Below are 12,829 nucleotides of genomic sequence, written 5' to 3' on the forward strand. Positions count from 1 at the left end.
GCCCCTACAGATTCCCTAAACCCGCCCCTACAGATTCCCTAAACCCGCCCCTACAATACCCTTATTTGATAAATTAGAATTACGCCCGGAAACCGTAGGGGCGCATAGCGTGCGTCCACTTCAATGGTAAAATTTATTCCACCATTTTAGCTGTGCCACGCCACTATCCAATAACAGGCGTGCCATGGCACATTTCTACATTCAGATTAATGGTACTGAAATTTTGGCTGGTGGGTACTGCCCACCATACAGGATATCAAGGGTTTCGGCAATCCCAACATGCTTAACATGCTTATTTCAGTGCCATTGACATTAAGATTAAGATTAACGTTATCGGCGACATTTTTGCTCATCTTGACACTCTAAACCCTGTTGACGTTGGGCAACTAAGGTGGCTAGACTGGGACGTCCTGTCAGTTTGAGGCGTAAGTTTGCCCAGATAGTATAAATTTGATTGGCTAAACCATTGAGGATAGGTATACGAGTTGGGGCATATATCCAACCCATCCCTAGAATCTCGTAGACAGTACGAAATACTTCAATATCTTTGATAATTTTACCATCTGGTAATATTGCATGAATGCGTCCCATTGCCGTTTCATAATCAATCCCGCTATTGTCTTCAGGATTATAGGATTCATCGGCAATATCGACAAATTCCACTAATCCTCGACCCGCATCCCGTTCTTGGAGAAAGTTAACTTCTCGTAGACACAAGGGACACTCACCATCATAGAGTAACTTGATTTGCCAGGATGGGGCTTGTGGGTTGGATCGGGTTAGGGTTTCAGCGCTAGACATGAATATTTTTCTTTGTTTGTCAACAGTTTTATAGCTATATTAACAAATCTTAATAAATAGAGATTGCCCTGTCAACTTATCTCTATGATTGAAACCAAAAATATTACAGTTAATGCTTTAGAAGGGTTACCACAACTGCTGACTTATGCCTATCAACGCCTAGAGTCTCAAGTAGGAATTTGGGGACTGACGACGAATGGACTTGATTATCAGTTTATCTATATCCAGCCAGGAAACCCACCCACATATCAACTTTTTCCAGAACTTAGCCTAATTCGCCCAGAGCAGTCAATTCAGTTGCTACAAGTTATCAAAACTATCTGTAGGTTACACTATTCACCACAGTCATGATCAGCTATCCAACATCTAGTATCTACAATTGCCTGTTCCCTGTGACACACCGAGCGAAGTCGAGGTGTTCCCTGTTCCCTTATTACCAAGGATTACCAATTAAGGTAAAGGAACTCCAAAAATAAGGATGGCTGTAGTTTTGGTTAATCGACGCCGGAAAATCAAGGGGTAAGGGAATACTACTCTTCGTCGTAATTAAGCGATCGCCTTGTCGTTTCACTTCACCTCTAAGCAGCGCTAGTTGTGCCTTTCGCAAGGCTTCGGCTTTGGTGGAACTTTGTTTAAGGTTCTCATAAAATGTGGTCATTAGTCCCAGTGTCCCCTCATCGCTAACATACCAGAGACTACCCAAAGCTGACTTAACCCCGGCTTGTACAGCTAACCCTGTAAACCCTAACTCGGCTTCCTCATCCCCTAACGCCGTGCGACAAGCACTTAAAACCAACAATTCCACCGTCGGTTTATGCCAATCTAACTGCCACATCTGATTCAGCCTGAGTTTATTGTCCCATAATTGGATGTAGGAGTTTGCAGGTTTTCCAGCTTGAAATTCGGCATGGGTGGCTAAATGCACAATACCATACGCCGCTTTTCGGCGTGCTTGCTTGAGATTATCTAAGGTAAACTCTTCATTCAGAAAGGATTCACCTTGCCAAACTTGATCCGCAATCACCTGTAACTCAATGGGAACACCAGGTAAAGATGCCTTATCCCGAAATTTTGAAGCCCCCATTGCCAACACCGAATCATCTGTGACATCTTGATAACGAGTATCGGTGAGACTGAGGCTAGGCATTAAGCCGACACTATAGTTTTCAATGATAAACTGCTCACCATCATACAAAGCGGCAATGGGTATGGAACGCAACCCGGTATCCATCACAAATCCCAGATACTTGATGTCTTGGGCGGCTAAATCAGCGGTGATGGGTTTAATTAACCATTGATACATCCGGTAAGCCGATGACAGATAGTTCTGGTCATCGATTACATTGGTTACAGTGCGGCGAAATTGATCTGCCATGTTCAGGACTTCCGCTCTGGTTATATTAACCGATCGCCGGATAGGTTGTCCATCTGCACAGATCAGAATTAACTCCAAGCGATCGCTCGGTTGCGGGGTTAGCGATCGCAATAAACTGGTATTATTGGGCGTAACATCTACACCTTCAGGCACAGCGCTAATTGTTTGCGGCGCAAATACCACATAAATCACCGCCGACTTCACCCCTGTCGCCGCTTCATTATCGCGTAAGATTTCTTGGGCTTGTTCTAAGGTAATCCCCGCCCGTTTCGCCCTGCCAAAATATTCCTCATAATCGCGACTAAATAAGTTATCAATCTCCATCACCCCAGATTCGTCCTTTTCAATCGGGGATTGACTTTGATTGGCATCGGCGGAGGTTAAATCAACCGGGTTAACGGGGATATCATTGGTTTCGTCAACGCTAATAATCTGAATATTACCTTCAGTGTGGGTAAAGGGAAAGGATTGGAAAGGGGCGATGGTAAACTCACCACTGGTAATGGCAGCAGCTGTGCCGTTAATTGTGGCATCTCCCACATCAAAGGGGATAATTCCGTCTCCCCCATGACGAATCGTGATATCACCGCCACCATTTCCACCAGCCGTAGAAATGCTAGTATCCCTACCATTGTCAGAAAAACTACCCGTTGCCCGAAATACGCGATCGCTCTCTATCTCGACATTGCCCCCTCTACCATTACTTCCCCCCTGGGAATTGATTGAACTAACCCGAATATAGTCACGGGGATCAAGCGTAACATTACCGCCATCACCGATATTGCCACTGGAATTAATTTCCCCAGCATCAATACTTACCTCAGCATCGACCACAATATCACCACCCGTCGCCGCCGAAGAATTGAGGTTACCACTATTCACCCGATCCTGATTACTGGTGAGATGAATATCACCGCCAGCCGTCGTAATATTAGCCGTAGTTAGATTATTTTCAGTTGTCAGTTCAACCGCACCCCCAGAGGTTTGCACATCTTGCAGATTAATTGTGCCAATTCCTGTCGTATGCTTCAGACTAGCCGCCCGAATCAAATCATTCGCCGTGAGGTTATTAGCATTAAAAATAGTTAGATTACCCAGTGGAATCGTTTCACCCACACTATCTGTAAATGAGATATTCCCCATTCCCGCCGCCGCTAGGTTTAGATTAGCCAAACTACCGTTACCGTTGAGCCTATTATTAAACCGGATATCACCGCCATTTGTCCTCAGGAATGTATCGCCATTTAGTATAGTTGGAGCATTAAATTCAATCGTACCATTCGCTGTTGCCACCTCACCCGCGAAATTCAGCGGATTAGCACCATTGAGTTGAAAATTGTCCGTGAGATTAATCCGGGTTGTTGTCGGGATATCCAGATTATTACTGAGAATTGTTAGATTGCCAATTGGGGTTGTACTCCCTATTGTTTCGGGTAATTGAATCGTACCCGTTTCCGCGCTTAGGTTTAGGCTTTCCGTTCCATTACTACCATTAATTGGATTGAGAAAACGGATATCACCCGCACTCGTATTCAGACGACTATCACCCGTCAGCGTAACCGCACCATTTAAATCAATCGTGCCAGTTGTTGTGGTAATTGTCCCAGCCAAATTCACTGGATTTGTGCCATTTTGCACAAATCCTCCAGTTAATTTAATCGTAGTGGCGAGATTGAAACCCCCATTAATCGTCAGGTTATCCAGTTGGGTACTCTTGCCAACGAGATTGTCAAAGGTAATCCTATTCGTGCCAGCAGACAGTTCGAGGTTATGATTACCGTCAAGCGTGTTGTTAAACAGAATAGTACCTGCACCACCTGTATTAAAGACAGTATCGCCAGTTAGAGTAATTGGTGCATTCAACTCCAGGCTACCGTTCGTCGTAATTTGACCCGCCAACTCCACCGCTTCGGTGATATTTAATTGTAATCCGCCCTCCAGGTTAAGTTCGATAGTTTCCGGGAGAGTCAAGGTACGACTAGAGATCGTGAGATTGCCCATCAAGTCAAAGTTAGCGGTTTGTGCGATAGTTACCTCGCCACTTAACCCCTTATGTTCAATCGTCAGGTGATTTGTATTGATATTACCGTCTAGAGTAATATTACCGCTTTGATTATTGGTTAACCCCTCACCTGTATTCAGGGTAATATTAATATCTCCCTCACCTGTATCCAGTTCTATTCCATTTGCCAATACGATGTCCGCGTTGCCCATATCCCGCTGGACATCAACCACTCCATTTGCCAGAGTTTCGTTGGCAATTAACGTTAAATTCCCGTTATCTGTCGTGATGTTTTCGTTAATAAAAATACTGCGTCCGGCTTGAAACGTGAGGTTTCCGCCATTGCCGCTAGAATTATCAATATCCAGGCGACTCTTGAGAGTAATATCATTATTGGCTTGCAGCACAACGGCTGTCCCCGTATTCAGGGTGCGTTGTAAAAAGGTGGGAGAGAATGTTACCGAAGCACCGGGGACATTAGCAAATGTTATATCTGTGGGAACGCCAACGGTTACTCGACCACTACCTTCATTGGCAAATTGGACTAAAAACGTCTGATCAACTGGGTGATTAACAACTGTACCTAAACCGGAATTCGACTGACGACCAATAATGCTATTTTTATCGCTGATACTATTCGTGCCATCCCAGGTTTTTCCATTACTCCCATCCACCCAAGTCACTGCCCCAATATCGGTTTCTTGATTATCCCAGTTGGGGCTACTGACCAAATAATTGCTAGTGTTTAATTCAACAACACCACCACTACCTATCCGATCAAAGGAGGCTGGAGTTCCAACCAAACTGTTAGTCTCACTCACCACACCAATAATCTCAGTTGTGCCATCGCTCCAAGTGACAGCGCCCTGATTATTATTCCAGTCAGGGCTGCTGACAACATAATTGCCATTGGCAAGCGCAATAACACCTTCAATCCTCGGAGAAGGAACAAAGCCCATCGGGGGGACACCATTACCAACTTGATCACCTGATCTACTTCCGACTAAGCTATTGATCGCAAGAACCTGCTCATTGCTTGTTGGCAAAGTACCATCCCGCCAAGTCACCGCTCCTCTGTTATCGTTCCAGTTCGGACTGCTAATCACATAATTCCCGTTAGTCAGGGCGGTAACACCACCACTACCGATGCGATCTTGGGCAAGGTTACCGACTATACTGTTATCTAGTCTTACTGAACCCGTGGTCAAACCGTTAATAGCATCAACCCAGGTGACTGCTCCCACATCCTGAACTGCCCCATTGTTCCACAGGGGGCTACTGACAACATAATTACCATTAGTCAGCGCTGTAACACCAGCACTACCGATCTGATCATCAGTCTGAGTACCAATCAAACTGTTATTCGCACGTACAACTCCTGTCGTCCCCGTCACACCATCACCCCAGGTGATGGCTCCTTCATTTGTATTTAGACTTGTGGGATCATCAGGTCTAGTTGTATTGGGTTCATCCCAAAAGGGACTGTTGACGACATAATTTCCGTTTTCCAGCGCAGTTACACCGTCAAAACCATTTTCGACCAATCCGACAAGATTATCTTCGCTACCAATTAAGCTATTGCTCGCATCCACTGGTCCTTGAGTCGTCCCAGTCGTGCCATCACCCCAAGTTACTGCCCCCTGACTGTCGCCCCAAAACGGGGAGTTGACTACATAATTGCCATTATTTTTGAGAGCCGTAACACCACGACTACCAACTCTGTCTCGAAGCTGAGTGCCAACTAAACTGTTAGTCGCATTCACCTCTCCAATAGTCTGAGTTGTGCCATCACCCCACGTCACCGCCCCTACATCTATAACCCCTGTAACGTCATTGTCCCACCTTGGACTAACGACCACGTAATTTCCATTACTTAAGCCTGTAACACCACCACTCCCCACTTGATCATCCGTCTGAGTGCCAACTAAACTGTTAGTTGCGTTAACCTCTGCCGAAATTCCGGTTGTGCCATCACCCCACGTCACCGCCCCAGCATTTGTCGCCCCTGTCACCCGATTATCCCACTGCGGACTAGCGACTACGAAATTCCCATTACTTAGGGCTGTAACACCACCACTCCCTACCTGGTCATTTTCCTGACCCATCAGCATGCGAAGTAATGCGCCAGTTGAACCATCGAACAGGTAAACCGCACCCGCATTATCCCCACCCAAGTTATCTTCGGGCTTGGTAACGACTACATTCCCCGTACTCAATGGCGCAATGGTATCGCCAAACTCGGCGCCATTGCCCGAATTCGGATCAACAAGGTCAAACTGGGGAATAGCGCCTACACTATCGTCAATTATGATATTTTTTGGATCGAGTAACAGTGTCCCAGCTAATCCGTTAACCGCCCCCACATCAACAAGACCTGTCATCGAGAGCGTATTTTTACCTGATACTTCCACCAAACCGCCGTTACCGCTAATTGCACCACCTTGCGCCTGAATCGTACCGGAAAATTGACTGTGTTGGTCAGACCAAACAATCGCCCGTCCTCCGTTACCAGTGGTCAGGGCGTTGGCGTTTAAACGACTGCTATGATTGACGATTGTATTTTGGGCATTAATGGCATTTGACGTTTGTCCCTGAAAATCACCACCGACTAAAATCTCTCCACCGCCACTGTTACCACTAACATCAATATCAGTCGCCAATAACTGAACCGTCTCCGCAAATAAATGGACTGTACCGCCCACTTCTCCTGTCGCCTCAATGTCTCCTGAAGTGGTTAAAACTGTATCAGCATTCCCCTTAAATTCAATTACCCCTCCCTGTTGAGAACCATTTGCCCGGATTGTTGCGCTAGCGGTTTGAATGACTGTGCCTGTAGAATTAACCTGAATTTCCCCACCATTTCCCTGGTTCCCGGTTGCACTCAGTTGTCCCTTGTCCAGGAAATGATCAGTTTGAACCTGAATATTACCCCCATTCGCCCCATCAGCCCTCATAGAACCTAGATTATCCACCCTAGAACCAACAACATGAATTGCGCCCCCCTGATTTGTCGCGTCGGTGGTTGATACTTGCCCAACGTTAACAACTTGACCGCTATTCCCCGTCAGTAAAACAGGTAAATCGAGGGGATTAATTGGCAATTGCTCCCCAGTGGCGGAGCGAGGGGGTGTAATCTCTAACGTGAGGGGGCTTCCCGGTTGACTGATTCTGAGCAAATTCTCGCCCGGTACAGCCGCGATCGCCACGTTTCCTCCTGGTGCTGTCAATTGCCCTGTGTTGGTAATACTACCACCCGCTAAGGTTAAAGTTTGACCTTCTCCTACCTCTAGATTGCCGTGATTAATAATCGCTGCTGATTCAGCCAAGTCAAACGCCAAGGTTGTCGGAGTCCCAATTAAATTTTGATAATTAGTCTCACCGAAGGCATTAAACCAATTCTCAGCACCAAAGCCAATCCCCATCGCCGTGGTTGCGGTAAATGCCGCCGGAACATTAAGTTGGGCATCAGTGCCAAAAATGATCCCCGCCGGATTCATTAAGAATAGATTAGAATTTCCGCCAGTGACCTGAATTAGACCATTAATCATAGAGGTATCTGTGCCAACCACCCGTCCCAGAATGTTGCGAATTTGGGGATCGGAGATAAAGTTGGCAATTTGATCGGGGGAGAGTCCAAATTGCTCAAAGCTATGGAAGAGATTTTCGCCATCTCCCGAAAGTGTTCCACCGTGGATATCCAAGCGGTTTCCCTCTGGGGTGACAACGGTGCCAGTACCATCGGCGGCTGGGGTAATGGATTGAGCCTGGGCTGGGGGAACCGAGTCCAGCCAAGCTATCCCTGATTGTAAGGTGCGATCGCGCTTAGGAAACCGTCCTGTTTCGGGAAAATTTAGGTAGGGCATTACCCCGGTGAGGACAACACCGATACACAAGCAGCGAATGCACAATGGGATAGGTTTCATCGCTGGTTCCCCAATTCGGTATAACTTGCCAAATCCAGCATACTTTATATTCTCGTCTCAAAAATAATGGCTCAGGACTTACCGCTTGCTATTTCCCTCCAGTCTACAGAGACAGGGTATGGCGAAACTCAGTTATCTTCAGGAGTTTTACTTGCTAACTCTAGTTTGACAAATTTTCTTTAAAAAAATAAAAATATCGACGCCACGTTGATAGCGTTAAATCTTAAACTTTGTCACAAAAATTTCTTGACGGTTTGGTCAAGTTTGGCTACATTACTATGTCATTAAGCTCTAAAGAAAACTAATGGAGTCCTGAACCCCAAGAATGATTACATCATTTCCCGCCTTTTTGTTAGGGCTACAGGAAGCAGAGGGAAGTTTTAGCGCAACGTTACCTTATGGAAAACTTGAGGAATTTATTATGACAACACCCTTTATCGGTCAAATTGCCATGGTCGCCTTTGATTTTGCCCCCGATGGTTGGTATCTTTGCGATGGTACACTACATGACATAATAAGTGACGAAAACGACATTCTGGCTTCAATCTTGGCAGGAAAGTACAATCAGCCTGGTGATCCAACACAAAATACTTTTCGCGTTCCTGATTTGAGAGGTCGCGTTCCTCTGGGGATAAACCCGATGGCCGGAAATAGTGATAATGCTCGTAACTCCTATGGCTTGGGTGATAAAAGTGGATCAGAGCAGGTTGAATTAACTCAAGCGAACTTACCAGAAATTCAACTGAAATTAAAAGCGACGAATGCTGACTCCAACGAAACTCGTCCGAGTGGTGCTATTTTGTCGAAACCGAGAAGTAGCATCTATGCTACTGGAGCTACTGATTTCGTGGAAATGGACTGTATTTCTAGTATCGGTAGTAACGAGAACAACGCCCACAATAACCTGCAACCCTACTTAGCGATTAACTTTATCATCGCTTACAAAGGAATCGATCCACGCCCCTAGTCGTATGACTCAGCTAAAATAGGGCTTTGTTTGTAGTGAGTACTTTAGTACTCTAATGCCTAGCTGAAGAGGGCTGAGGTTCCCTCACTACAAAGCTAATCTATATCAGTATTTCGGATTAGTTAACGCTGAGTTATTTTTTTCGTCAAGCTAGAACCCAAACCTACCACTCCCAGAGCAAAGATACCGAGAATAGAAGCAGGTTCGGGAACTTCCGTGTGGGGTTCTTCAAACGCTTCTCTTACCTCAATATTATCAACAGCAAAGCTATTAACCTGAAAGCCAGGTTCTTCGCTGGGATCATCAGAAACAGGTGCATCTATCCCTTTAAACTCAACACTACTCAAGTTACTCCACTGCTGGTCAAAGGTTACGGTTTGAAAATCCTCTAGAGGTCCACTTCCATCGGTAACACCATCAAAGGAAATCATTGTTGTAATCGAACCGCCTCCGGCTAAAAAGCCAGTTAATTCAACCATTTTGGCTTGATCATGGGGTTCTCCCCATTCGGCTAAGTCTAAGCTGAGTAACGAAAATGGAGTTCCGTTAACGTGAGACATGATGACCGGATTTATAAACGGCTCATCTGTGTCGTTGTCTACTAAGTTCCGGATCACAAAATAGGTGCTGTCATTATGCGCCTCAAATACATTATTCGCTAATGCATACTGAGTTTGTTCACGGGGGAGAGTCGGCTCGAACAAGAAATCTTGCGACGTTATCGAGGAGAAAACATCTTCATTATCATTAGGTTTAATCGAATTATCTTCAAAATCAATAACCAGTGCTTGGGCGGCTGGACTGCTTAATACGGCAATTAACGTAGCCAGAGCTGTCGTTAGTGATAATTTGCCAATGACCTTTGAATGAGCCATGATGAAATGTATATCCAAAAAAAATTAAACTGAGTTGTGGAGATGCCTAGCCCTGATGGAAATAAAAAAATTGAATGTGTGGCAAGTCAATAGTCAAGCTGTTTTCTTGTCTGAGAGATTATCCAGCTTTAATCTCGAAGTTTCCTTATTGTTTATGATTGCATCTTGCCAAGTAAAACTACAAGCGTTATCGCCATGATTTGCATAAAAAACATAATCGAGATGACTTAAATAAAGTTGGAATAAACTTTGCTCCAGATTTAAAACATTGATTAGAAATTAGATAGGACATTTTGACGCAGCCGTTAATTGTCTGCTGGTAAAATCCATTTTTATTTTTCCAAAAGCTATGTTTGACTAAGACGTCTTGGACTTTAGCTCTTAGCTAGAGTCTGAAGCCTTGCCACCAACTGTTGTCAGAAAAGCTATCAACGTTACGGTCGGCTTTTCTTTTATTGAAAGAGTATTTATCTCATGGAATGTAAAGAGGTGTAAACGTTGCTCAACAGAGACGAACTAGCAGCACCTTGGATAAAGGTGTAATTTTACCTTCATCCTTTCATCCCCCTATTCCGGAATTCTGGGATTTAATTTTCGTTTTAAAAATAATTATGATTACTTATTTGACAAATTTAATTCTAAAATGTATTATAAAAGGCACTTTTCACACCAAGGCAACTCCCCTCCATTCCCTGTTCCCCAATCTCAACCGTCAACTTTAATCAAAGTCCGACCACTTATCAAACCTTGGTAACCGCTTCCGCCTCTACATCTTGCAACTGCTCCAAAGACTGCCAAACGGTTTGCAACAGCGACTCTAACCCTTTTTGAGTCACGGCGGAAATTTGGAACACGGGTACATGGGTTAAGTGATTGAGTTGAGTCGCCAGCAGCTCTACCGTCTCTGAATCAACAGCATCTATCTTATTCAATGCCAGAATTTGAGGACGTTGTGACAATCCCCGTCCATAAGCCTGTAACTCGGCTTGAATGGTTTGATAATCGCCAATCGGATCATCAGCCGTAGCGTCAATCAGGTGCAATAATAAGCGCGTGCGTTCGATATGGCGAAGAAAGTCAGACCCTAAGCCGGTTCCCAGATGCGCCCCTTCAATTAATCCCGGAATATCGGCAAACACTGTACCATCACCTGTGGGTTTGCGAACCACACCCAAATTTGGGACTAACGTTGTAAACGGATAATCGGCAATTTTTGGGCGTGCAGCAGAAAGGGCGGCAATTAGGGTAGACTTACCCGCATTGGGTAAACCAATAATTCCCACTTCTGCCAGTAATTTTAACTCCAAACGCAAGCGGCGATACTCTCCAGGGAGTCCGGGTAAGGCATAATCAGGGGCGCGATTGCGATTGCTCAAAAAATGCTTGTTCCCTAATCCTCCCTTACCTCCCTTAGCCGCGCAAAAGGTTTGTCCAGGTTGGACTAAATCCCCGATAATTTCCTGGGTATCTGCATCATAGATAACTGTACCGCAGGGAACTTGAATCGTGCGATCGCGCCCATTAGCACCCGTCCGATTATTCGGTCCCCCACGTCCGCCATTGTCAGCTTGGAAACGATGAGCATATTTGAAATCCAGCAAGGTTTGCAGGTGTTCAGCCGCCACCAAAATCACATCCCCTCCCCGTCCCCCATTTCCCCCCGCAGGTCCCCCCGCAGGTACATATTTCTCCCGCCGGAAGGCGACAATACCATCGCCACCCTTTCCGGCTTCTACTTCAATTTCCGCTTGATCAATAAATTGCATTATTTGTCCTTAGTCATTAGTCATTAGTCATTTGTCCTTGGTGCTTGGTGCTTGGCTAGAGGAAGCCACCTAAATGAATGACTCTTGACCATCAACCATCAACCATCAACCATCAACCATCAACCATCAACCATCAACAATGAACAATCAACCATGAACCATCAACCATGACTAAAAATATTTCGAGACATCTTCGCCCCGTTCATCTGCCAGATAGGATAATGCCCGGAAGCGCAAGCCGACTAACTGATCATAGAGGGGATTGAGCTTACACATTGCCGGAATGTGGGCGACTTTGCGACCGAATAGGTTGACATCCCGTTCAAACGGACATTGAGAGGGGATAATATTACAAACAAATCGGGCAACTCGTGGGTCATGAACTTCCATACCGTCCAGCCATTTGCGTAGAGGATGCAGAATATCCGAATGGGGATGGGGAGAGGTTCCCGGTTGCTGGGCGTCTTGGTGGGCAACATCTAGTGTATCAGCTCCCTCACCATCGTAAAGGGTATGCCGCAGGGCATTCAATGCCTCGATTTGCAGTCCTAGCGCTTCGCAGAATTCTTGCAGAACATCTGCTTCCTTCACCGAGTAGACACCATCTGCCATCGCCACCATGACAGCCGTTCTGATAAAATTCTCGGCGGTATGCTGGTTGTGACCTAACACCGCCGCCAGTTCTTCAGCAGAAATAGTTTGTTCAACGGACTGGGGGTCTTTATCCACCACCAGGAGTTCATGAGTCAGTTGAGAAACGATCTCTTTTTCTTCGGGATCAAAGTGACCATCAGCCCAAGCCACGGTACACAAGCCGCGCAGCCAAGCTGAAATTTGGTCTTCGGTGTAGGGAGATTGAGTGACAGTCGTCATAATTATCTAGCAGGAACTCGACGAACACGATGTAAGAGCGAACCTTGGCAGAGTCCTAACAGGCTGTAAACTAGGAGACTAAACGACAGGGGTTTAGTGACAACGGCATTACCCTACCAGGGTTGGAACTGTTTCCACTCTTCATCTTAACTACTCCGGAAGAGAAGTTCTGGTTACTATCGGCACAATCGGGCTGAGACGATTGGTAATTATTGAGTTCAAGGAATTGCCGCCGTAGCCATAAGAC

7 protein-coding genes are annotated in these 12,829 nt (G+C 45.6%); 2 read left to right on the forward strand and 5 right to left on the reverse strand.

Going from position 1 to position 12,829, the window contains the following annotated elements:
• Positions 1–330 precede the first annotated feature (330 nt).
• A complete protein-coding gene (locus ACLFWI_RS16170) occupies positions 331–801 on the reverse strand; it encodes a thiol-disulfide oxidoreductase DCC family protein (RefSeq protein WP_446413767.1) in 471 nt (156 codons plus the stop codon).
• 84 nt (positions 802–885) lie between these two features.
• Between ACLFWI_RS16170 and ACLFWI_RS16175 the strand changes: the two genes are divergently transcribed.
• Positions 886–1,152, forward strand: a complete 267-nt coding sequence (locus tag ACLFWI_RS16175; RefSeq protein ID WP_446413768.1) for a hypothetical protein — start codon at positions 886–888, stop codon at positions 1,150–1,152.
• 82 nt (positions 1,153–1,234) lie between these two features.
• Here ACLFWI_RS16175 and ACLFWI_RS16180 read toward each other — a convergent pair whose 3' ends face one another.
• Positions 1,235–8,101, reverse strand: a complete 6,867-nt coding sequence (locus ACLFWI_RS16180; RefSeq protein WP_446413769.1) for a CHAT domain-containing protein — start codon at positions 8,099–8,101, stop codon at positions 1,235–1,237.
• Between the two features lie 325 nt (positions 8,102–8,426).
• On the opposite strand from ACLFWI_RS16180, the gene ACLFWI_RS16185 reads away from it, so the two are divergent.
• Positions 8,427–9,068, forward strand: coding sequence for a phage tail protein (locus ACLFWI_RS16185; RefSeq protein ID WP_446413770.1), 642 nt, complete (start codon positions 8,427–8,429; stop codon positions 9,066–9,068).
• 122 nt (positions 9,069–9,190) lie between these two features.
• Here ACLFWI_RS16185 and ACLFWI_RS16190 read toward each other — a convergent pair whose 3' ends face one another.
• From ACLFWI_RS16190 to ACLFWI_RS16200, 3 genes are all read right to left on the reverse strand, one after another.
• Positions 9,191–9,943: a PEP-CTERM sorting domain-containing protein gene (locus tag ACLFWI_RS16190; RefSeq protein WP_446413771.1), complete on the reverse strand. Its 753-nt coding sequence runs from the start codon at positions 9,941–9,943 to the stop codon at positions 9,191–9,193.
• Positions 9,944–10,683: 740 nt separating this feature from the next.
• Positions 10,684–11,709: a GTPase ObgE gene (gene obgE / locus ACLFWI_RS16195; RefSeq protein WP_446413772.1), complete on the reverse strand. Its 1,026-nt coding sequence runs from the start codon at positions 11,707–11,709 to the stop codon at positions 10,684–10,686.
• A gap of 171 nt (positions 11,710–11,880) precedes the next feature.
• A complete protein-coding gene (locus tag ACLFWI_RS16200; protein ID WP_446407724.1) occupies positions 11,881–12,582 on the reverse strand; it encodes a Mo-dependent nitrogenase C-terminal domain-containing protein in 702 nt (233 codons plus the stop codon).
• Positions 12,583–12,829 lie beyond the last annotated feature (247 nt).

This window comes from Coleofasciculus sp. (assembly GCF_046539235.1).
GTDB lineage: Bacteria > Cyanobacteriota > Cyanobacteriia > Cyanobacteriales > Coleofasciculaceae > Coleofasciculus.

Coding starts and splice junctions, on each gene's coding strand:
- obgE (WP_446413772.1), bottom strand. CDS start 11,709: ATGCAATTTATTGATCAAGCGGAAATTGAAGTAGAAGCCGGAAAGGGT.
- ACLFWI_RS16170 (WP_446413767.1), bottom strand. CDS start 801: ATGTCTAGCGCTGAAACCCTAACCCGATCCAACCCACAAGCCCCATCC.
- ACLFWI_RS16180 (WP_446413769.1), bottom strand. CDS start 8,101: ATGAAACCTATCCCATTGTGCATTCGCTGCTTGTGTATCGGTGTTGTC.
- ACLFWI_RS16190 (WP_446413771.1), bottom strand. CDS start 9,943: ATGGCTCATTCAAAGGTCATTGGCAAATTATCACTAACGACAGCTCTG.
- ACLFWI_RS16185 (WP_446413770.1), top strand. CDS start 8,427: ATGATTACATCATTTCCCGCCTTTTTGTTAGGGCTACAGGAAGCAGAG.
- ACLFWI_RS16175 (WP_446413768.1), top strand. CDS start 886: ATGATTGAAACCAAAAATATTACAGTTAATGCTTTAGAAGGGTTACCA.
- ACLFWI_RS16200 (WP_446407724.1), bottom strand. CDS start 12,582: ATGACGACTGTCACTCAATCTCCCTACACCGAAGACCAAATTTCAGCT.